Raw genomic sequence first — 22,609 nt, 5'->3', positions numbered from 1 at the left:
TATTTCATTTGCCAGTTTGGCCCTGGTCAGCGCTTACAAACCTCACGTACTGCGTGTACGCTGCGGTTGCTCCGCGCTGTCCTCCAAACTGGCTGCAACAATTGCGCCTGGTGGGATAGGTTCTGAGCACCTGGGTTAGCAGGTGGTTATTTTATCTGCTCGAGCGCAGTACAGAGTTGTTTTGCGGCGAGGATAATACGTGGGCTCGCGCGTTCAAACCAGTCGCCATGTAGCGCAATAAACGAAATTTTTAGCTGATTCTGCCAATAGCGCTCAACGGCGGGAAGTTGACTGGCGTCGCCGGCGATGACAATGGCCTGAGGCTGCCTTGCCAGTACCTGTTCACGGCTCACCTGCGGCCAGGGAACCCGGCTGGCGGCAAAAATGTTTTCTCCACCGCACAGGGTCAGAACCTGATCCTGAATCGATCCTTTGCTGGTGGTAAAGAGCGGGCTGGCGCCGAACTGTAAAAAAACGCGTTTTTTCGGCCCGCTCGCATAGCGGGCTTTTAAGGTCTGGTACTCGTCCTGCATTTTCTGCGCCGCCTGCCGCGCCTTTTCCGGCTGCGGGCTCCACTGCGCCAGTTGGCGAAGCGTTGCGATAATGTCTTCAATGGTCGCCGTTTCGACCCAGATGACTTTTATCCCGAGCGAGCTTAGCTGATTCACCTGACGTTCAGCGTTGCCGCCGCGCCACGCCAGCACCATGTCGGGCTTGAGGGCGACGATGCGTTCCAGATTCATCCCTTGCCAGCTGGAAACCTGCTCTATTTTTGCGGCTTCGGGGGGATAATCGGAATAGCTGCTGACGCCAACCGGCGTAATGCCGGCGGCAAACGCCAGTTCAGTATTGGCAGGAGAGAGCGTAATCACCCGCGGCGCGGCGAAAAGCCACGCCGGGGCGAGCAGCAACAGGACGGCAAGCGCCGCGTTGAGCGACTTAGCCACGGGCCAGGCGCTGCACCAGGTTTTCCACCATCAGGGTGGATTGCTTCGCGGCAACGGCGAGAAACTCGTCGAAGCTCAGATGCGACTGCTGGTCGGCAACGTCAGAGATCGCGCGAACGACAACAAACGGTACACCATAGTTGTGGCAGACGTGCGCGATGGCTGTGGCTTCCATTTCTACCGCGACGGCCTGCGGGAAGTTGTGGCGGATTTTTGCGAGGCCAATAGAACCGTTGATGAAGGCGTCGCCGCTGACGATCAGTCCGCGTACCGCATTCAGGTTCAGCGCCTTGATGCAGGTCTCCGCGGCGGCAATCAGCTTATCATCGGCTTTGAAACCGGCAGGGCAGCCCGGCAGCTGGCCATACTCATAGCCAAACGCGGTGACGTCCGCGTCGTGATAGCGCGTTTCGTCGGAGACGACGATATCGCCGACCTTCAGGGTTGATGCCAGACCGCCCGCGGAACCGGTGTTAATAATCACATCCGGCTTGCAGTGCTCCATCAGCAGGGTCGCGCCCATGGCGGCGGCCACTTTGCCAATACCCGATTTCAACAGAGCGACGTCAATACCCTGAAGCTGGCCGGTGTAGATTTCGCTGCCGCCGATAGTGAGGGTCTGGCGGTTGTCGATTTTGTCGCGCAGAAGGGTAACTTCTTCTTCCATTGCGCCAATAATACCGATTTTCATAGATTTACTCGCGATGTGTGGGTTTTAGCGGCATAGTCTATCATGCGCTTAGAAGGAAACGTTATTGCTCGCTCGGGGGAGATCATGGCTAAGATCGATTTTCGCAACAAGATTAACTGGCGTCGCCGCTATCGTTCACCGCAGGGCGTTGAGACGGAGCGTGAAATCCTGCGAATTTTCGAAAGCGATCGTGGGCGCATCATCAACTCTCCGGCGATCCGCCGGTTGCAGCAGAAAACCCAGGTTTTCCCGCTGGAGCGCAACGCCGCGGTGCGAACCCGTCTGACCCACTCCCTGGAGGTTCAACAGGTTGGCCGCTATATCGCTAAAGAGGTGCTGAGCCGCCTGAAAGAACAGAAGCTGCTGGAGAGCTACGGGCTGGATGAGCTCACCGGGCCGTTCGAAAGCATCGTTGAAATGGCCTGCCTGATGCACGATATCGGCAATCCGCCTTTTGGCCATTTTGGCGAGGCGGCCATTAACGATTGGTTCAGCCAGCGGCTTTTCCCCGGCGATGCGGCCAGCCAGCCGTTAACCGACGATCGCTGCGGGGTCGCGGCGCTGCGCCTGCAGGAAGGCGATAGCCAGCTGAATGAGCTGCGGCGTAAGGTTCGCCAGGATTTATGCTGGTTTGAAGGCAATGCCCAGGGCATTCGCTTAGTGCATACGCTGATGCGAATGAATCTGACCTGGGCGCAGGTGGGCTGTATTCTAAAATATACGCGTCCGGCATGGTGGCGCGGGGAACCGCCGGCCAGCCACAATTATTTAATGAAAAAACCCGGTTATTATTTAGCCGAAGAGGGCTATGTTGCGAGGTTGCGTAAAGAACTTGATCTGGCCCCTTACAATCGCTTCCCATTAACGTGGATTATGGAAGCTGCGGATGACATCTCATATTGCGTCGCCGACCTTGAAGATGCGGTAGAAAAACGCATCTTCAGCGTAGAGCAGCTTTATCAGCATCTCTATGAAGCCTGGGGCGTTCACGAAAAAGGTTCCTTGTTTAATCAAGTTGTCGAAAACGCCTGGGAGAAATCGCGTGCGAATTCTCTTAGCCGGAGTACCGAAGATCAATTTTTTATGTATTTACGGGTAAATACGCTCAATAGGCTGGTACCCTACGCGGCGCGTCGGTTTATTGATAATCTGCCGAAGATTTTTAGCGGCGATTTTAATCATGCGCTGCTGGAGGATGACAGCGATTGCAGTCAATTGCTTGAGCTTTATAAAAATGTTGCGGTAAAACATGTGTTTAGCCATCCTGACGTCGAACAGCTGGAACTTCAGGGCTATCGTGTTATTAGCGGTTTACTCGATATTTATCAGCCGTTGCTAAAATTATCGCTGGATGAGTTTAGTCTGCTGGTGGAAAAAGAGCGGGTGAGAAGTTTACCGATTGCATCACGTCTTTTCCAGAAGCTTTCGACTCGTCATCGGTTGGCCTACGTAGAGGCGGTAAATAAAATTTCGCGCAATAATCCGGAATTCCCGGTGCTGGAATATTATTATCGCTGTCGTCTCATTCAGGACTATATCAGCGGCATGACCGACTTGTATGCATGGGATGAATATCGACGATTGATGGCCGTAGAATAAGGGTGAGTTTTGTAAAGACGGACAATAAATTTTTACTTTTACCCAAACTTCATTCCGGAACTTCGCGCTATAAAATGACTCTGATAGTCACCAACACAGCAACTATTCGTTATCTGAAATCGAGATTGAAACATATGAAAAAAACCACGTTAGCAATGAGTGCCCTGGCTCTGAGTTTAGGTCTGGCGTTGTCCCCTCTCTCTGCGAGCGCGGCGGAAACAGCTTCTTCGGCGACTAATGCGCAGCAAATGCCAAGCCTGGCCCCGATGCTGGAAAAAGTGATGCCGTCGGTCGTGAGCATTAACGTTGAGGGGAGCACCACCGTTAATACGCCGCGGATGCCGCGTAACTTCCAGCAGTTCTTTGGCGATAATTCGCCGTTCTGTCAGGATGGTTCTCCGTTCCAAAGCTCTCCGTTCTGTCAGGGCGGCGGGCAGGGCGGCGCGCCGGGTAGCGATGGCGGCCAGCAGCAGAAATTTATGGCCCTCGGTTCCGGGGTGATCATCGATGCCGCTAAAGGCTATGTCGTCACCAACAACCACGTGGTGGATAACGCCACCACGATCAAAGTTCAGCTGAGCGATGGACGTAAGTTCGACGCGAAAGTGGTGGGTAAAGATCCGCGTTCTGATATTGCGCTGATTCAAATTCAGGATCCGAAAAACCTGAGCGCGATTAAGCTGGCGGACTCTGACGCCCTGCGCGTCGGCGATTATACCGTAGCGATCGGTAACCCGTTTGGTCTGGGCGAAACCGTCACTTCGGGGATCGTCTCCGCATTAGGTCGTAGCGGCCTGAACGTTGAAAATTATGAAAACTTTATCCAGACCGATGCGGCGATTAACCGCGGTAACTCCGGCGGCGCGCTGGTTAACCTCAACGGCGAGCTGATCGGTATCAACACCGCGATTCTGGCGCCGGACGGCGGCAACATTGGTATCGGTTTCGCTATTCCGAGCAACATGGTGAAAAACCTGACCGATCAGATGGTCAAATTTGGCCAGGTTAAACGCGGTGAGCTGGGCATCATGGGGACCGAGCTGAATTCCGAACTGGCGAAAGCGATGAAAGTCGACGCTCAGCGCGGCGCCTTCGTCAGCCAGGTGATGCCTAACTCGGCGGCCGCGAAAGCGGGGATTAAAGCCGGTGACGTGATTACGACTCTGAACGGTAAGTCGATCAGCAGCTTTGCCGCGCTGCGTGCCCAGGTGGGCACCATGCCGATCGGCAGCAAAGTCGAGCTTGGCCTGCTGCGTGACGGTAAGCCGGTGACGGTGACCGTTGAGCTACAGCAAAGCAACCAGAATCAGGTTGATTCAAGCACTATCTTCAACGGTATTGAAGGTGCTGAAATGAGCAACAAAGGCCAGGACAAAGGCGTCGTGGTGAGCAATGTGAAAGCGGGAACGCCGGCGGCGCAGATTGGCCTGAAGAAAGGCGATATTATCGTTGGCGCTAACCAGCAGCCGGTGAAAAATATCGCCGACCTGCGCAAAATCTTTGATGCCAAACCGTCGGTTCTGGCCCTCAATATCCAGCGCGGCGATACGTCGATTTATCTGCTGATGCAGTAATTTCTGACGGTTCGCAAAGCCCCTTTTCTCCTTGCGGAGAGAAGGGGCTTTTTTATTTCTTCCGGAGCTTCCCTTTTTCGTTCTGTGACATCTTCCACAACTCCATACATCTTGTCCCGCCTTTGTGCGAATGCACAATGCGGCGTGTTGCCAACTCTTTTATGCTGGTCGCCTGCTCACGGGAGGGTTACATGGCTGGCTGGCATCTTGATACCAAAATGGCGCAGGATATCGTGGCGCGTACGATGCGCATCATTGATACCAATATTAACGTAATGGATGCCCGCGGGCGCATTATCGGCAGCGGAGACCGCGAGCGAATTGGTGAATTGCACGAAGGCGCGCTATTAGTGCTTTCTCAGGGCCGCGTTGTCGATATTGATGATGCTGTTGCCCGACATCTGCACGGCGTGCGCCAGGGGATCAACCTGCCGCTGCGTCTGGAAGGGGAGATCGTCGGCGTCATCGGCCTGACCGGCGAACCGGAATCGCTGCGTAAATACGGTGAACTGGTTTGTATGACCGCCGAGATGATGCTGGAACAATCGCGGTTGATGCATCTTCTGGCCCAGGATAGCCGTCTGCGCGAAGAGCTGGTTATGAACCTGATTCAGGCGGAAGAGAACACCCCGGCGCTGACCGAGTGGGCCCAGCGTCTGGGGATCGATCTCAATCAGCCTCGCGTGGTGGCGATGATAGAAGTAGATAGCGGCCAGTTGGGCGTAGATAGCGCGATGGCGGAGCTGCAGCAGCTCCAGACCGCGTTGACCACGCCGGACCGTAATAATCTGGTGGCCATTGTCTCGCTGACGGAAATGGTGGTGCTGAAACCCGCGCTGAATGCCTTTGGCCGCTGGGATGCGGAAGATCATTGCAAACGGGTCGAGCAGCTGATCAGCCGGATGAAAGAGAATGGTCAGCTGCGTTTTCGCGTGGCGTTGGGAAACTTTTTTACCGGGCCGGGCAGTATCGCCCGTTCATACCGCACCGCCAGGACCACGATGATGGTCGGCAAGCAGCGGATGCCGGAGAGCCGCAGCTATTTCTACCAGGATTTGATGCTGCCGGTGCTGCTTGATAGCCTGCGCGGCGGCTGGCAGGCCAATGAACTGGCGCGCCCGCTGGTTCGCCTGAAGGCGATGGATAACAACGGTCTGCTACGCCGCACCTTACAGGCATGGTTTCGTCACAACGTGCAGCCGCTGGCGACCTCAAAGGCGCTGTTTATTCACCGCAATACGCTGGAATACCGTTTGAACCGCATTTCTGAGCTGACGGGGCTGGATTTAGGCAATTTTGACGATCGTCTGCTGCTGTATATTGCGCTGCAGCTCGATGAGCAGAGATAGAATACCGTTCCCGGCCAGGAGGATTAACGCCGGGAACAGGGCTCAACTTATTTATTGCGGGTCAGTTTTTCCAGATCGGATTCGATTTCGCTGATCTTATTGGTCACCACGCTTTCCAGGTGACGCAGATCGTCAAGGATCTTCCGTTTCAGATCGATTTCGGTACGATCGCGCTGACAGATTTGATCCAATTCGTCGATGATATAGCGTAGGTTAGGGCTAATTTCCTGGACTTCTTTATATCCCTGGCCCACGCCGTCGGCGACCACGGTTTTGCGCTGACGCGGATATTTGAATTTGACGCTCTTAGCGAAGAACTCGCCTTTATCCTTCTGAAAGTAGATTTTCAGAATGTCGTTGTTGGCTTCCTGCCGCAGGCTATAGCGATCGATTTCATCAGGATTGGTAATACCAAGACTTTTCAGATTATCGTACATAACGGTACCTTTGATATCATCGTAATCTTTGAATAATTAACGAAAAAATCTATCTTCGCCAGCTTAATATATAAAAAAAGCGGGATGCCTCCCGCTTTTCATACTGCTTAGTCGATGGTACGCAGAAGTTCGTTGATTCCAACTTTGCCGCGGGTTTTGGCATCGACTTTTTTGACGATGACCGCGCAGTACAGGCTATACTTGCCATCTTTTGACGGCAGGTTGCCGGAGACGACGACGGAGCCTGCCGGAACACGGCCATAGAACACTTCACCGGTTTCGCGGTCGTAGATTTTGGTGCTCTGGCCGAGGTACACGCCCATAGAGATAACGGAACCCTCTTCGACGATAACGCCCTCAACGACTTCGGAACGCGCGCCGATAAAGCAGTTATCTTCGATAATGGTCGGGTTAGCCTGCAGCGGCTCCAGTACGCCACCGATACCGACGCCGCCGGACAAGTGGACGTTTTTGCCGATCTGCGCGCAGGAACCGACGGTCGCCCAGGTATCCACCATGGAACCTTCGTCAACGTAGGCGCCGATGTTCACATAGGACGGCATCAGAACCGTATTGCGAGCGATAAACGCCCCCTGACGAACGGCTGCTGGCGGAACGACGCGGAACCCTTCTTTCTGGAAACGCGCTTCATCATAATCCGCGAACTTCATTGGGACTTTATCGAAGTAGCGGCTTTCCGCACCATCGATAACCTGGTTATCGTTAATACGGAAAGAGAGCAGAACCGCTTTCTTCAGCCACTGATGGGTGACCCACTGGCCGTCAACTTTTTCAGCGACACGCAGCGCGCCGGAATCAAGCAGAGAAATCACCTGGTTAACCGCTTCGCGGGTCACGGTATCCACGTTTGCCGGGGTGATGTCGGCGCGACGCTCAAAAGCGGACTCAATAACGTTCTGTAATTGCTGCATTGTTTACTCTTTCCATTTACTTAAAAAAAATACGTTACCCTTTATCGTTTGGATTGAGGGCCTCTGTCAACCGTTGTTGCACTTCTTGCTGTAGCTCATTATTAAGGGCGCGCCGGTCTGCCGTGGCGATTATAAATAAATCTTCTACTCGCTCACCAATTGTCGTAATTCGCGCCCCGTGGAGCGAAATGCCGAGGTCGGCAAACACCTGGCCGACGCGCGCTAACAGACCCGGCTGATCGAGAGCAATCAGCTCAAGAAAGGATTTCCGGTCGGTATGCGTCGGCAGGAAATTCACCTCTGTCGGCACGGAAAAATGCCTCAGCTTCGCCGCCTGACGACGGGGCGCCGGCGGCTGCCAGCTGCGCTGGCTGATGGTCTGCTCCAGGCCCACGCGGATCATTTCGTGCCTGTCGGCGGAAAGCGGGCTGCCGTCCGGCTCAAGAACGATAAAGGTATCCATCGCCATGCCGTCTCGGGTGGTGAAGATCTGCGCATCGTGAACGCTAAGATTACGGCGATCCAGTTCGCCGCAAACGGCAGCAAAGAGGTAAGGGCGGTCCGGGCTCCAGATAAAAATCTCGGTGCCGCCGCGCGTGGCGTGGGAACTGAGCAGGATCATCGGCTTGCTGAGATCGTGCCGCAGCAGATTGCGCGCATGCCATGCGAGCTGGTTTGGCGTATGGCGCACAAAGTAGTTGGCGCGGCAGCGGTTCCAGATTTGGTGCAGCGCCTGTTCATTGATATTTTCCATCCGCAGCAGGGCCAGCGCCTGTAGCTGATGGTGACGCACCCGCTCGCGCATATCCGGCGTGTTTTGCATCCCCCGGCGCAGCTGTTTTTCGGTGGCGAAATAGAGCTCGCGCAGCAGGCTCTGCTTCCAGCTGTTCCACAGGTTTTCGTTGGTGGCGCAGATATCGGCGACGGTCAGGCAGACCAGATAGTGCAGACGATTTTCCGTTTGCACCTCTTCGGCGAACTGCTTAATCACTTCCGGATCCTGAATATCGCGACGCTGGGCGGTGACCGACATCAGCAGATGATGGCGCACCAGCCAGGCGACCAGCTGGGTTTCGCGCGAGTTAAGACCGTGAAGCTCGGCGAATTTCAGCACGTCCTGCGCGCCGAGAATCGAATGGTCGCCGCCGCGCCCTTTGGCGATATCGTGGAAGAGGGCGGCGATAAGGATCAGCTCCGGATGCGTCAGGCGTGGCCACAGTTCCACGCACAGCGGATGGCGGCTACGGGTCTCTTCTTTGGCGAAGCTCTCGAGCTTCAGCAGCACGCGGATGGTGTGTTCATCAACGGTATAGGCGTGAAACAGATCGAACTGCATCTGGCCGACAATATGCGACCATTGCGGCATATAGGCCCACAGCACGCTATGGCGGTGCATTGGCAGCAGCCCGCGGCTTACCGCGCCCTGATGGCGCAGCATACTGAGGAACAGGGTCCGTGCTTCCGGAATGTAGCAAAGCGGCTGCGCCAGATGACGGCGGGCGTGGCGCAGATGGCGAAGCGTGGTGGAGTAAATGCCGGTGATGCTGCTGTTGCGCACCATCGTATAGAACATGCGCAGAATGGCCTGCGGTTCACGGATAAACAGCGTGTCATCGCGCAGATCGATAAGCGTGCCGCGCAGTTGAAAATCATCATCAATCGGCCGCGGCTTCTCATCCTCGGTGAGCGCGAGAATCGCTTCTTCGAACAGTTGGATCAGCATTTGATTCAGCTCGCTCACCCGGCGGGTGACGCGAAAGAAATCCTTCATCATATGCTCAATCGGCTGGTTGCTTTCGCCTTCATAGCGCAGACGGCGGGCGACGCTGAACTGCCTGTCGAACAGCAGGCGATTATCGTAGCGATTGAGCTCAAGATGTAGCGCAAAGCGAATGCGCCAGAGCTGATGCAGGCATTCATTAAGCTCGTTGCGTTCGGCTTCGGTCAGGAAGCCGAAGCCGACCATTTCATCAAGCGAGGTGGCGCCGAAATGGCGTCGCGCGATCCACTGTAGGGTGTGGATATCGCGCAGGCCGCCCGGGCTGCTTTTCACGTCTGGCTCCAGGTTATAGCTTGTCCCGTGATAGCGCTGATGGCGTACATTCTGCTCTTCAACTTTTGCCGCAAAGAACTTTTCCGATGGCCAGAAGCCGTCGCTGAATATGTGTTTTTGTAGTTCAAGGAACAGCGCGACGTCGCCAATAAGCAGACGCGATTCAATCAGGTTGGTGGCGACGCTGAGGTCCGACAGTCCCTCCAGCAGGCACTCTTCGAGGGTGCGCACGCTGTGGCCGACTTCGAGTTTGATATCCCACAGCAGCGTCAGCAGCTCGCCGACCTTTTGCGCCTGTTCATCGGGGAGCTTTTTGCGGCTCAAAATAAGCAGATCGATATCAGAAAGCGGGTGGAGTTCACCGCGGCCGTAGCCGCCGACGGCGACCAGCGCGATGTCGTTAATTGAACCGAAACCGTACTCGACCCACAGCCGCTGGAGCAGCTGATCGATAAATTCTGTACGTGCTTCAATCAATCTTTCCGCGGCAATACCGCTATCAAAAGCCTCGCCCAGCCAGCGCTGAAAAACGTCGATAAGCGCTTTAATCGTCGCGCAATTGAAATCACTTTTTGGCCACTCGCCCGGATTTTCTGGCTGAGCGTACAGGTCAGGGGGGACAGTATTAGATAGAGAGTTGCTCATTGCGCCACCATAAGAAAGAACTATCGCCCATAAAAAATCGCCGGGAGCGATTTTTAACGTCGCTTGCGGCGGCCCACAGGGTGACGGGCAGGACGCCCGTCATAAAAAATCGCCGGGAGCGATTATTAACGTCGCTTGCGGCGACCCACAGGATGCCCGTCATAAAAAAGCCGGCTGGCGCCGGCTTTTCATCATTCGTTGTGCGAGATTATCGCCGGGATAGTGTCATCCTGGCGTAACGTCAGTATTTCGCAGCCGTTATCTGTCACCACAATAGTATGCTCATACTGCGCAGACAAGCTCCGGTCTTTAGTTTTTACCGTCCAGCCGTCTTTCATGCTGCGGATCTCTTTTTTACCCGCGTTGACCATTGGCTCAATGGTAAAGGTCATACCGGGTTTGAGCACCACGTTGGTTTCCGGAGAGTCGTAATGCAGCACCTGCGGTTCTTCATGGAAACCGCGGCCGATACCGTGGCCGCAGTACTCGCGTACCACGGAGAAACCTTCGGCTTCAACGTATTTTTGAATAGCGGCGCCGATAGCGCGCAGATTAATCCCCGGTTTGACCATTTTGAGGGCCAGATAGAGGCTTTCCTGGGTGATGCGGCACAGGCGCTCGCCGAGAATGGTCGGTTTACCGACGATAAACATCTTCGAGGTATCGCCGTGGAAATCATCTTTAATGACGGTGACGTCAATGTTGACAATATCGCCATCTTTCAGCAATTTGCCGTCGTCCGGGATCCCGTGGCACACCACTTCATTAATAGAGATGCAGACGGATTTCGGGAAGCCGTGGTAGCCCAGGCAGGCGGATACGGCTTTTTGTTCGTTAACGATATAATCGTTGCAGATGCGGTCCAGTTCGCCGGTGCTGACGCCCGGTTTTACGTAGGGTTCGATCATTTCCAGCACTTCGGCGGCCAGGCGGCCGGCAACGCGCATTTTTTCGATGTCTTCAGATGTCTTGATAGAAATAGCCATGGATTGTGTCCAGCAGTGTCGATTTTTTCGACAATAATAGATTATGTCTGAACAATGTTAACAGTCCGGGCGTCCTGCTGCCAAATTGAGAATCATTAGCAGCACGCGACGTCAACAACAGTTGGTTTCCGATCCTGTTTTGTGGTATAAAGCGCGCCGGACTTCTGTTCCATTCTCAGATACACAAGATGGACTGAAGCGACAAATCTCACTTTGTGTAACAACACACACGTATCGACACATATTCCGGGGTGCCCTTTGGGGTCGGTAATATGGGATACGTGGAGGCATAACCCCAACTTTTATCTATAGAGGTTTTAAACATGGCAACTGTTTCCATGCGCGACATGCTCAAGGCTGGTGTTCACTTTGGTCACCAGACCCGTTACTGGAACCCGAAAATGAAGCCTTTCATCTTCGGCGCGCGTAACAAAGTTCACATCATCAACCTTGAGAAAACTGTACCGATGTTCAACGAAGCTCTGGCTGAACTGAACAAGATCTCTTCTCGCAAAGGCAAAATCCTTTTCGTTGGTACTAAGCGCGCTGCAAGCGAAGCGGTAAAAGACGCTGCTAACAGCTGCGACCAGTTCTTCGTGAACCATCGCTGGCTGGGCGGTATGCTGACTAACTGGAAAACCGTTCGTCAGTCTATCAAACGTCTGAAAGACCTGGAAACTCAGTCCCAGGACGGTACTTTCGACAAGCTGACCAAGAAAGAAGCGCTGATGCGCACTCGTGAGCTGGACAAGCTGGAAAACAGCCTGGGCGGTATCAAAGACATGGGCGGCCTGCCGGACGCGCTGTTCGTTATCGACGCTGACCACGAGCACATCGCAATCAAAGAAGCAAACAACCTGGGTATTCCGGTATTTGCTATCGTTGATACTAACTCCGATCCGGACGGCGTTGACTTCGTTATCCCGGGTAACGACGACGCAATCCGTGCAGTTAGCCTGTACCTGAGCGCTGTTGCTGCTACCGTTCGTGAAGGCCGTTCTCAGGATCTGGCTTCTCAGGCGGAAGAAAGCTTCGTAGAAGCTGAATAATAAGGCATACCCTTATTTAGTACCGTGTATAAATAGGGGCCTCTTAGCGGCCCCTTTTTCACTTTCAAATCTGTCTGGTTCCTGGAACCGGGCAGATCACATCTCCCGAGGAATAAAGAATGGCTGAAATTACCGCATCCCTGGTAAAAGAGCTGCGCGAGCGTACTGGCGCAGGCATGATGGATTGCAAAAAAGCGCTGACTGAAGCGAACGGCGACATCGAGCTGGCAATCGAAAACATGCGTAAATCTGGTGCTATTAAAGCAGCGAAAAAAGCAGGCAACGTTGCTGCTGACGGCGTAATCATTACTAAAATCGATGGCACCTACGGCATCATTCTGGAAGTTAACTGCCAGACTGACTTCGTTGCTAAAGATGGTGGTTTCCAGGCATTTGCTAACAAAGTTCTGGACGCAGCTGTTGCTGGCAAAATCACTGACGTTGAAGTTCTGAAAGCACAGTTCGAAGAAGAACGCGTTGCGCTGGTTGCTAAAATCGGTGAGAACATCAACATCCGTCGCGTTTCTTCTCTGGAAGGCGAAGTTCTGGGTTCTTACCAGCATGGCGCGCGTATCGGCGTTCTGGTTGCCGCTAAAGGCGCGAGCGAAGAGCTGGTTAAACAGCTGGCTATGCACATCGCTGCAAGCAAGCCTGAATTCGTTAAGCCGGAAGACGTTTCCGCTGAAGTGGTAGAAAAAGAGTACCAGGTTCAGCTGGACATCGCCATGCAGTCTGGCAAGCCGAAAGAAATCGCAGAGAAAATGGTTGAAGGCCGCATGAAGAAATTCACCGGCGAAGTTTCTCTGACCGGCCAGCCGTTCGTTATGGACCCGAGCAAATCTGTTGCTCAGCTGCTGAAAGAGCACAACGCTGACGTGACTGGCTTCATCCGCTTTGAAGTGGGCGAAGGCATTGAGAAAGTTGAGACTGACTTTGCAGCAGAAGTTGCTGCGATGTCCAAGCAGTCTTAATTTTCAAAAGGAGCCGCCTGAGGGCGGCTTCTTTTTGCGCTTAATGTGTAAATTCAGCCAACCGCTATAGTGGGTACGCTGAAAAGCGACGTACAATGTCGCCAGAATTAACTCATCTCATTCGTTGACAGTCTCAGGAAAGAAACATGGCTACCAATGCAAAACCCGTCTACAAACGTATTCTGCTTAAGTTAAGTGGCGAAGCTCTGCAAGGTTCAGAAGGCTTCGGTATTGATGCGAGCATACTTGACCGCATGGCTCAGGAAATCAAAGAACTGGTTGAGCTGGGTATTCAGGTTGGCGTAGTGATTGGTGGCGGTAACCTGTTCCGTGGAGCTGGTCTGGCGAAAGCGGGTATGAACCGCGTTGTGGGCGACCACATGGGCATGCTGGCAACGGTCATGAACGGCCTTGCAATGCGTGATGCACTTCATCGCGCCTATGTGAACGCCCGCCTGATGTCAGCGATTCCGCTGAATGGCGTGTGCGATAACTACAGCTGGGCGGAAGCTATCAGCCTGCTGCGTAACAACCGCGTGGTGATTCTTTCCGCGGGTACCGGTAACCCATTCTTTACCACCGATTCCGCTGCCTGCCTGCGCGGCATTGAAATTGAAGCCGATGTGGTACTGAAAGCAACCAAAGTCGACGGTGTATTTACCGCCGATCCGGCCAAAGATCCTTCCGCAACCATGTACGATCAGCTGACCTACAGCGAAGTACTGGATAAAGAGCTGAAAGTGATGGATCTTGCGGCCTTTACCCTGGCGCGTGACCACAAACTGCCTATTCGCGTATTCAATATGAATAAGCCTGGCGCGCTGCGCCGCGTGGTGATGGGTGAAAAAGAAGGCACATTAATTACTGAGTAATTCCCGTCAGCGTCAAATACGGGTAATATTCGGCCTTACTTTTTCGGGTTTTTGACCCGATGGTTTTCAACATGTTCTGTGGACGGAATGCTGCGGCTGACCCGTAGCCTGAAAGACGCTGAGCATAAACATGACTATACTTAGCTCACTTTTGCAGTGGGCGACCGTCTGGTCTGTCTGAGACAAGTTTTCAAGGATTCGTAACGTGATTAGCGATATCAGAAAAGATGCTGAAGTACGCATGGACAAATGCGTCGAAGCGTTCAAAACCCAAATCAGCAAAATACGCACGGGTCGTGCTTCTCCCAGCCTGCTGGATGGCATTATCGTGGAATACTACGGCACGCCGACCCCGCTGCGTCAGCTGGCTAGCGTAACGGTAGAAGACTCCCGCACCCTGAAGATCAACGTCTTCGATCGCTCCATGAGCCCGGCCGTTGAAAAAGCGATTATGGCTTCCGACCTCGGTCTGAACCCAAGCTCTGCGGGTAGCGATATCCGCGTTCCGCTGCCGCCGCTGACCGAAGAGCGTCGTAAAGATCTGACCAAAATCGTGCGTGGCGAAGCTGAACAAGCGCGCGTTGCCGTGCGTAACGTTCGTCGCGATGCCAACGATAAAGTCAAAGCGCTTCTGAAAGAGAAAGAGATCAGCGAAGATGACGATCGCCGCTCTCAGGAAGATGTGCAGAAAATGACTGACGCTGCTATCAAGAAAGTTGATGCGGCGCTGGCGGATAAAGAAGCGGAACTGATGCAGTTCTGATTCTCTGCCGACACGCAGGTCTGAGCATTGTCCTGCGTAAAATCTGAAACGCCGTACAGGAGACCGTACGCTCAATTTTCGGGATTGCGTTTAGACGGCTGGCCTTGTAGCCTTTGGCGCCATGTCAAAGGCTCGGCGCCTCCGCTCTATTATCCGATGATTGATGCATAAGGGTTTGCTGGCGGCGTTTTGCTTTTTATCCTGTCTTCATTTTTCTGGACGCCTCATGAAGCAATTAACCATTCTTGGTTCGACCGGTTCTATCGGCTGCAGCACGCTGGATGTGGTGCGCCATAATCCTGATAGCTTTTCTATCACCGCGCTGGTCGCCGGGAAAAATGTCGACCGTATGGTTGAACAATGTCTGGAATTCTCCCCTCGTTACGCGGTAATGGACGATGCGCACAGCGCGGAGCTGCTGCGGGCAAAACTGCGCGAGCAGGGTAGCCGTACGGAAGTCATGAGCGGCCAGCAGGCGGCGGCTGAGGTGGCGGCGCTGGACGAGGTTGAGCAGGTGATGGCGGCGATTGTCGGCGCAGCGGGCCTGGTGCCGACGCTTGCAGCCATCCGCGCGGGTAAAACGGTGCTGCTGGCGAACAAAGAGTCGCTGGTGACCTGCGGTCGTCTGTTTATGGAGGCCGTGCAGCAGTCCGGCGCACGATTGTTACCGGTTGATAGCGAGCATAATGCGATTTTTCAGAGTATGCCGGAAACAATTCAACATAATCTGGGATACGCTGATTTAACCCAAAACGGCGTGGCGTCGATCCTCCTCACCGGCTCTGGCGGCCCCTTCCGGGAAACGGCGATTTCTGAGCTGGCGGCGATGACTCCCGACCGGGCCTGTAAGCATCCAAACTGGTCGATGGGGCGCAAAATATCTGTCGATTCGGCCACCATGATGAATAAGGGGCTGGAGTATATCGAAGCCCGGTGGCTGTTTAACGCCTCGGCGGAGCAAATGGAAGTTCTGATCCATCCGCAATCGGTGATTCATTCGATGGTGCGTTATCAGGATGGTAGCGTCCTGGCGCAGCTCGGCGAGCCGGATATGCGTACGCCGATTGCCCACACGATGGGCTGGCCAAAACGCCTTAATTCTGGCGTGAAACCGCTGGATTTCTGTCAGTTGAGCAATCTGAGCTTCTCGGCGCCGGATTACGGCCGTTACCCGTGCCTGAAGCTGGCCATGGAGGCTTTTGATGTCGGTCAGGCGGCGACCACGACGCTGAATGCGGCAAATGAAGTGTCGGTCGCGGCGTTTCTGAACGGTGATATTCGCTTTACCGATATTGCGGCGATAAATCAGGCGGTGCTGGATCAACAGGCGTTAAATGAGCCGCAAAGTATTGATGAAGTGCTGGCTATTGATGCCATGGCCCGGGTAAGCGCAGGTCAGCTCCTGGCCGCGCGGCGCAAATTCTGATACTCGTTGTGATATTTGTGGGCGCTGTGCTTCAGTGATATAGTCTGCGCCATCCGATCGTTGCATTTTGTTGTGAAAGATTACGGTGGCCGTGGCAAGACACGGCTTTTTTGCGTAAAGCTTTTGGTTGTTCTCTGCGATTGGCCGTAGCTCCGGTACCGGATAAAAATGCGTATCCAGCGCTGACCGGTGGCCCGTGTTTAGTAGCTTAGCTAATCCTTATTATGGACTTAAAACGCGTTATGTTGTCTGCTAATCAAACTGTCAGCGAAATGTTGCCTGCGCATGGGTGCCGTCATGTGGCCATTATTATGGATGGCAACGGGCGTTGGGCAAAACGGCAAGGAAAGATCCGCGCCTTTGGCCATAAAGCCGGCGCAAAATCTGTTCGTCGCGCCGTTTCTTTCGCGGCGAATAATGGTATTGAAGCGTTGACGTTATACGCGTTCAGCAGTGAAAACTGGAATCGCCCGGCGCAGGAAGTCAGTGCGCTGATGGAGCTATTTGTCTGGGCGCTGGATAGCGAAGTGAAAAGTCTGCACCGACATAATGTGCGCCTGCGTATCATCGGCGAGACCACGCGCTTCAACGCGCGTCTCCAGGAGCGTATTCGCAAAGCCGAGGCGCTGACGGAGAACAACACCGGTTTGACCCTGAACATTGCTGCGAACTACGGCGGCCGCTGGGACATCGTTCAGGGCGTACGTCATCTGGCCAAACAGGTACAAGACGGGTTGCTACAGCCCGAGCAAATCACAGAAGAGATGCTGAGCCAGCAGGTCTGTATGCATGAACTTGCTCCCGTAGATTTAGTTATTAGGACCGGGGGAGAGCATCGCATTAGTAATTTTTTGATTTGGCAAATTGCCTATGCCGAACTTTACTTTACGGATGTTCTTTGGCCCGATTTCGCTGAACAGGACTTTGAAGGTGCACTCCATGCCTTTGTTAATCGTGAGCGTCGCTTCGGCGGCACTGAACCGGGCGGCAACAATGCCTGATGGGGGTCACTTTTGCTGAAGTATCGCCTGATTTCTGCTTTCGTCTTAATCCCCGTGGTGATAGCGGCGCTTTTTTTGCTGCCGCCCGCGGGTTTTGCCATCGTTACGCTAGTCGTCTGCATGCTCGCCGCGTGGGAGTGGGGGCAATTTAGCGGCTTCACTTCAACGGCGCAGAGAGTCTGGCTGTCAGTGCTTTGCGGTCTGCTGCTGGCGCTGATGCTATTCCTGATGCCGGAATATCATTATGACGTTCATCAACCGCTGGTTGAGGGGGCGCTATGGGCATCATTTGGCTGGTGGGTCGTCGCGCTGCTTTTGGTGCTGACTTACCCCACTTCAGCGGCTTTCTGGCGCAATTCAAAAACGCTACGTCTGATTTTTGGTGTCCTGACCATTGTGCCGTTTTTTTGGGGCATGCTGGCGCTTCGGGCCTGGCATTACGCCGATGATCATTATAGTGGCGCGCTGTGGTTGCTGTACGTGATGATTCTGGTCTGGGGCGCGGATTCCGGCGCTTACATGTTCGGTAAAATGTTCGGTAAGCATAAGCTGGCGCCGAAGGTTTCTCCGGGCAAAACCTGGCAGGGTTTTTTTGGCGGTCTGTTAACGGCAGCGGTTATCTCATGGGCTTACGGCTGGTGGGCTCATCTGGATGTCACGCCGATGGTGCTGCTGGTATGTTCCATTGTCGCGGCCCTGGCCTCGGTACTTGGCGACCTGACCGAGAGCATGTTTAAACGCGAAGCTGGCATTAAAGATAGCGGAAATCTGATCCCCGGACACGGCGGTATTCTCGATCGTATCGATAGCCTGACCGCTGCGGTGCCCGTATTTGCTTGCCTACTCTTGTTGGTTTTCAGGACGATTTGACGGAAGGTTTTATGCTGAGCGTTCTCTGGAATTTGGCTGCTTTTATTATTGCGCTGGGCGTGCTGATCACCGTCCATGAATTTGGCCATTTCTGGGTTGCTCGCCGCTGCGGTATCCGCGTTGAGCGTTTCTCTATCGGCTTTGGTAAAGCGCTTTGGCGCCGTTTTGATAAGCAGGGAACGGAGTTTATTATCGCCCTTATCCCGTTGGGCGGTTATGTCAAAATGCTCGACGAACGCGTTGAGCCCGTGGCGCCAGAGATGCGCCACGCCGCGTTTAACAACAAAACTGTTGGTCAGCGCGCCGCCGTTATCGCCGCAGGGCCCATCGCGAACTTCCTTTTTGCCATTTTTGCCTACTGGCTGGTCTTCATTATAGGTGTCCCAGGCATTCGTCCGGTCGTTGGCGACATAACGCCCAACTCGATCGCCGCGCAAGCACAAATTGCAAAAGGAACGGAACTTAAAGCGATAGATGGCATCGAAACGCCTGATTGGGATGCAGTACGGATGGCGCTGGTGGCGAAGATAGGCGATCGGCAAACAATAGTTACCGTCGCCCCTTTCGGGACCAATCAACGCCAGGATAAAATCCTCGATCTGCAGCACTGGGCGTTCGAGCCGGATAAACAAGATCCGGTTACCTCGTTGGGCATTCAGCCTCGCAGCGCGCAGATTGATACCGTCCTGGCTGAAGTACAATCTGGCTCGGCGGCGCAGAAGGCGGGTTTGCAAGCGGGCGACAGGATCGTTAAAGTCGATGGTCAACCGTTAACGCAGTGGATGACGTTTGTTAATCTGGTGCGCGATAATCCGGGTAGGGCATTAGTTCTGGACATCGAGCGGCAGGGTAGCCCCTTGTCGGTGAACTTGACGCCGGACACGAAGTCTACCAAAGGCAAAGCTGAGGGGTTTGCAGGGGTCGTACCTAAGGTCATCCCGCTGCCTGATGAATATAAGACAGTGCGTCAGTACGGGCCGTTTGCCGCCATCGCTGAAGCCACGGATAAAACCTGGCAGCTGATGTCGTTAACGGTCAGGATGCTGGGCAAATTGATAACCGGTGATGTCAAACTGAACAACCTCAGCGGGCCGATTTCTATCGCCCAGGGGGCTGGGATGTCAGCGGAATTTGGGCTGATTTATTATCTGATGTTTCTTGCGCTGATCAGCGTGAACCTTGGAATAATCAACCTGTTCCCGCTTCCCGTTCTTGACGGGGGACATCTGCTGTTTTTGGCGATTGAAAAGCTGAAAGGCGGACCGGTATCCGAGCGAGTTCAAGACTTTAGTTATCGCATTGGCTCAATATTGCTGGTGCTGTTAATGGGGCTTGCACTTTTCAATGATTTCTCTCGGTTGTAAGAGAGTTTGTTAGGAAGAACGCATAATAACGATGGCGATGAAAAAGTTGCTCATAGCGTCGCTGCTGTTTAGCAGCGCAACCGTATACGGTGCTGACGGGTTCGTGGTGAAGGACATTCATTTCGAAGGCCTTCAGCGTGTCGCTGTTGGTGCGGCCCTCCTCAGTATGCCAGTGCGTCCTGGCGATACCGTAACCGATGATGATATCAGTAACACCATCCGTGCTCTGTTTGCCACCGGCAACTTTGAGGACGTTCGCGTCCTGCGCGATGGTGATACCCTGCTGGTGCAGGTGAAAGAGCGTCCAACGATTGCCAGCATCACTTTCTCCGGTAACAAGTCGGTGAAAGATGACATGCTCAAGCAAAACCTTGAGGCATCCGGCGTACGCGTAGGGGAATCCCTCGATCGCACCACGCTTGCTGATATCGAAAAGGGGCTGGAGGATTTCTATTACAGTGTCGGTAAGTACAGCGCCAGCGTTAAAGCTGTCGTGACGCCGCTGCCGCGTAACCGTGTCGACCTGAAGCTGGTCTTCCAGGAAGGCGTCTCGGCCAAAATCCAGCAGATCAATATCGTCGGCAACCATGCATTTAGCACCGATGAACTGATTTCGACCTTCCAGCTGCGCGATGAAGTTCCGTGGTGGAACGTGGTGGGCGATCGTAAGTATCAGAAACAGAAGCTTGCAGGGGACCTTGAAACGCTGCGTAGCTACTATCTGGATCGCGGCTATGCTCGTTTCAACATTGACTCCACGCAGGTGAGCCTGACGCCGGACAAGAAAGGCATCTACATCACCATCAACATTACCGAAGGCGATCAGTACAAGCTTTCCGGTGTGCAGGTGACGGGCGACCTGGCGGGGCATTCGGCAGAAATCGAAGCGCTGACCAAAGTCGAGCCGGGCGAGCTGTATAACGGCACCAAAGTGACCAAAATGGAGAATGACATTAAAAAACTCCTCGGTCGCTACGGCTATGCCTATCCGCGCGTTCAGTCCCAGCCGGAAATCAGCGATACCGATAAGACCGTGAAGCTGCACGTGAACGTCGATGCGGGCAACCGTTACTACGTGCGTAAGATTCGCTTCGAAGGCAACGATACCTCGAAAGATGCCGTTCTGCGTCGCGAAATGCGTCAGATGGAAGGCGCCTGGCTGGGTAGCGACCTGGTCGACCAGGGTAAAGATCGTCTGAACCGTTTAGGCTACTTTGAAACGGTTGATACCGATACGCAGCGCGTGCCGGGCAGCCCGGATCAGGTTGACGTGGTCTATAAGGTTAAAGAACGTAATACCGGTAGCTTTAACTTCGGCGTCGGTTACGGTACGGAAAGCGGCGTCAGCTTCCAGGCCGGCGTTCAGCAGGATAACTGGCTCGGTACCGGCTATTCCGTTGGGATTAACGGCACCAAAAACGATTATCAGACCTATACTGAACTGTCGGTGACGAACCCGTACTTTACCGTGGATGGCGTCAGCCTCGGCGGTCGTGTGTTCTATAACGACTTCGATGCTAACGATGCGGACCTGTCTGACTATACCAACAAAAGCTATGGTACAGACATCACGCTGGGCTTCCCGGTTAACGAATACAATACGCTGCGCGCAGGCCTGGGCTATGTGCATAACAAGCTGTCCAATATGCAGCCTCAGGTATCCATGTGGCGTTATCTGAATTCGATGGGTCAGTATCCGGACAACACGAACGACAGAAACTCGTTCAGCGCTGACGACTTCACCTTCAACTACGGCTGGACGTATAACAAGCTCGACCGTGGCTTCTTCCCGACCGAAGGTTCACGCGTCAACCTGAATGGTAAAGTGACGATTCCGGGATCGGATAACGAATACTACAAAGCGACGCTCGATACCGCGACCTATGTACCGATCGATGACGATCACAAATGGGTCATGTTGGGTCGTACCCGCTTTGGATATGGCGATGGTCTGGGCGGTAAAGAGATGCCGTTCTATGAGAACTTCTATGCCGGTGGTTCAAGCACCGTGCGTGGCTTCCAGTCCAATACTATCGGTCCGAAAGCGGTTTATTTCCCAGCCAGCAGTCGTCATGACGACGACAGCAGCTACGATAACGAATGTAAGAGCAGCGAGTCCGCGCCGTGTAAGTCTGATGATGCGGTGGGCGGTAACGCCATGGCGGTTGCCAGCCTTGAGCTGATCACCCCAACGCCGTTTATTAGCGATAAATATGCGAACTCGGTACGTACTTCCGTCTTCTGGGATATGGGTACCGTGTGGGATACTCACTGGGATTCAGCCGCATATGGCGGTTACCCGGACTACAGCGATCCAAGCAATATCCGTATGTCTGCGGGTATCGCAGTACAGTGGATGTCGCCGTTAGGGCCGTTGGTATTCTCCTACGCTCAGCCGTTTAAAAAGTACGATGGAGACAAAGCCGAACAGTTCCAGTTTAACATCGGTAAAACCTGGTAATGATGTTGGCTACAATGGAATGTAAGTGCAGTTGCAGTATAGCGCTGACTATTGGCGATAACTGAGGTTATCGCCTGGCCACGCAAATAACGGTACCCCTGGGTACTCATGGGATGGTAAGGAGTTAATTGTGAAAAAGTGGTTATTAGCTGCAGGTCTGGGTTTAGCAATGGTTACTACCGCTCAGGCGGCAGATAAAATTGCAATGGTTAACATGAACAGCCTGTTCCAACAGGTTGCCCAGAAAACAGGCGTTTCTAACACGCTGGAAAACGAGTTTAAAGGCCGCGCGAGCGAGCTGCAGCGTATGGAAGGCGACCTGCAGTCTAAAATGCAGCGTCTGCAGTCCATGAAAGCGGGCTCTGACCGTACCAAACTGGAAAAAGATGTAATGGCTCAGCGCCAGACTTTCTCCCAGAAAGCACAGTCTTTCGAACAGGATCGCGCACGTCGTTCTAATGAAGAGCGCGGCAAGCTGGTGACTCGTATTCAGAGCGCCGTGCAGAGCGTGGCTAAAGATCAGAGCATCGATCTGGTTGTTGACTCTAATGCCGTCGCATACAACAGCAGCGATGTAAAAGACATCACCGCTGATGTGCTGAAACAGGTTAAATAAGTA

Annotated in this window: 19 protein-coding genes; 13 read left to right on the top strand and 6 right to left on the bottom strand. The window is 53.8% G+C overall.

Annotation, left to right across the window (positions count from 1 at the left end; translation table 11 throughout):
- Positions 1–146: 146 nt before the first annotated feature.
- The gene (gene btuF, locus EGY08_RS09935; protein ID WP_004129097.1) at positions 147–947 is read right to left on the bottom strand and encodes a vitamin B12 ABC transporter substrate-binding protein BtuF; all 801 of its coding nucleotides are present in this window, start codon (positions 945–947) and stop codon (positions 147–149) included.
- The gene (gene mtnN / locus EGY08_RS09930; protein ID WP_004129100.1) at positions 940–1,638 is read right to left on the bottom strand and encodes a 5'-methylthioadenosine/S-adenosylhomocysteine nucleosidase; all 699 of its coding nucleotides are present in this window, start codon (positions 1,636–1,638) and stop codon (positions 940–942) included. The genes btuF and mtnN overlap by 8 nt, the downstream gene beginning before the upstream one ends.
- Positions 1,639–1,722: 84 nt before the next feature.
- Here mtnN and dgt point away from each other — a divergent pair, with 84 nt between their 5' ends.
- From dgt to cdaR, 3 genes are all read left to right on the top strand, one after another.
- Complete coding sequence (gene dgt / locus EGY08_RS09925; RefSeq protein WP_123828451.1) at positions 1,723–3,237, top strand: dGTPase; 1,515 nt, start codon at positions 1,723–1,725, stop codon at positions 3,235–3,237.
- A 134-nt stretch (positions 3,238–3,371) separates the two neighbouring features.
- A complete protein-coding gene (gene degP / locus EGY08_RS09920; protein ID WP_004098740.1) occupies positions 3,372–4,811 on the top strand; it encodes a serine endoprotease DegP in 1,440 nt (479 codons plus the stop codon).
- A 191-nt stretch (positions 4,812–5,002) separates the two neighbouring features.
- On the top strand, positions 5,003–6,160 hold the full coding sequence (cdaR, locus tag EGY08_RS09915) for a DNA-binding transcriptional regulator CdaR (RefSeq protein WP_004098741.1): 1,158 nt from the start codon (positions 5,003–5,005) through the stop codon (positions 6,158–6,160).
- Between the two features lie 47 nt (positions 6,161–6,207).
- Here the strand turns inward: cdaR and EGY08_RS09910 are convergent, their stop codons facing one another.
- From EGY08_RS09910 to map, 4 genes are all read right to left on the bottom strand, one after another.
- Positions 6,208–6,597, bottom strand: a complete 390-nt coding sequence (locus EGY08_RS09910) for a DUF3461 family protein (RefSeq protein ID WP_004098742.1) — start codon at positions 6,595–6,597, stop codon at positions 6,208–6,210.
- A gap of 107 nt (positions 6,598–6,704) precedes the next feature.
- The gene (gene dapD / locus EGY08_RS09905; RefSeq protein ID WP_004129103.1) at positions 6,705–7,529 is read right to left on the bottom strand and encodes a 2,3,4,5-tetrahydropyridine-2,6-dicarboxylate N-succinyltransferase; all 825 of its coding nucleotides are present in this window, start codon (positions 7,527–7,529) and stop codon (positions 6,705–6,707) included.
- A gap of 34 nt (positions 7,530–7,563) precedes the next feature.
- Positions 7,564–10,227 (bottom strand): bifunctional uridylyltransferase/uridylyl-removing protein GlnD, encoded by a 2,664-nt coding sequence (gene glnD, locus EGY08_RS09900; protein WP_123828450.1) that lies wholly within the window; start codon positions 10,225–10,227, stop codon positions 7,564–7,566.
- 191 nt (positions 10,228–10,418) lie between these two features.
- Positions 10,419–11,213 (bottom strand): type I methionyl aminopeptidase, encoded by a 795-nt coding sequence (map, locus tag EGY08_RS09895; RefSeq protein WP_004129107.1) that lies wholly within the window; start codon positions 11,211–11,213, stop codon positions 10,419–10,421.
- 323 nt (positions 11,214–11,536) lie between these two features.
- On the opposite strand from map, the gene rpsB reads away from it, so the two are divergent.
- From rpsB to skp, 10 genes are all read left to right on the top strand, one after another.
- Positions 11,537–12,262, top strand: a complete 726-nt coding sequence (gene rpsB / locus EGY08_RS09890) for a 30S ribosomal protein S2 (RefSeq protein ID WP_003856207.1) — start codon at positions 11,537–11,539, stop codon at positions 12,260–12,262.
- A gap of 119 nt (positions 12,263–12,381) precedes the next feature.
- On the top strand, positions 12,382–13,233 hold the full coding sequence (gene tsf / locus EGY08_RS09885) for a translation elongation factor Ts (protein ID WP_004098746.1): 852 nt from the start codon (positions 12,382–12,384) through the stop codon (positions 13,231–13,233).
- Between the two features lie 146 nt (positions 13,234–13,379).
- Positions 13,380–14,105, top strand: a complete 726-nt coding sequence (gene pyrH / locus EGY08_RS09880) for a UMP kinase (protein WP_004098747.1) — start codon at positions 13,380–13,382, stop codon at positions 14,103–14,105.
- A gap of 205 nt (positions 14,106–14,310) precedes the next feature.
- Positions 14,311–14,868, top strand: a complete 558-nt coding sequence (gene frr, locus EGY08_RS09875) for a ribosome recycling factor (protein ID WP_004098748.1) — start codon at positions 14,311–14,313, stop codon at positions 14,866–14,868.
- 226 nt (positions 14,869–15,094) lie between these two features.
- A complete protein-coding gene (gene ispC, locus EGY08_RS09870) occupies positions 15,095–16,294 on the top strand; it encodes a 1-deoxy-D-xylulose-5-phosphate reductoisomerase (protein ID WP_004129108.1) in 1,200 nt (399 codons plus the stop codon).
- Between the two features lie 242 nt (positions 16,295–16,536).
- Positions 16,537–17,295 (top strand): (2E,6E)-farnesyl-diphosphate-specific ditrans,polycis-undecaprenyl-diphosphate synthase, encoded by a 759-nt coding sequence (ispU, locus tag EGY08_RS09860; protein ID WP_004129109.1) that lies wholly within the window; start codon positions 16,537–16,539, stop codon positions 17,293–17,295.
- 12 nt (positions 17,296–17,307) lie between these two features.
- A complete protein-coding gene (gene cdsA, locus EGY08_RS09855) occupies positions 17,308–18,165 on the top strand; it encodes a phosphatidate cytidylyltransferase (RefSeq protein WP_004129110.1) in 858 nt (285 codons plus the stop codon).
- Positions 18,166–18,176: 11 nt separating this feature from the next.
- Positions 18,177–19,529: a sigma E protease regulator RseP gene (rseP, locus tag EGY08_RS09850; protein WP_004129112.1), complete on the top strand. Its 1,353-nt coding sequence runs from the start codon at positions 18,177–18,179 to the stop codon at positions 19,527–19,529.
- Between the two features lie 31 nt (positions 19,530–19,560).
- Entirely contained in the window at positions 19,561–21,990 is a 2,430-nt protein-coding gene (gene bamA / locus EGY08_RS09845; protein WP_004129114.1) for an outer membrane protein assembly factor BamA, read from the top strand.
- 130 nt (positions 21,991–22,120) lie between these two features.
- Positions 22,121–22,606 (top strand): molecular chaperone Skp, encoded by a 486-nt coding sequence (skp, locus tag EGY08_RS09840; RefSeq protein ID WP_004129116.1) that lies wholly within the window; start codon positions 22,121–22,123, stop codon positions 22,604–22,606.
- Positions 22,607–22,609: the final 3 nt, after the last annotated feature.

It is taken from the genome of Klebsiella sp. FDAARGOS_511 (assembly GCF_003812845.1).
Classification (GTDB): Bacteria; Pseudomonadota; Gammaproteobacteria; order Enterobacterales; family Enterobacteriaceae; genus Klebsiella; species Klebsiella grimontii.
The sequence above is the reverse complement of the archived record's forward strand: the minus strand, read 5'-3'. Positions and strand labels throughout refer to the sequence as shown.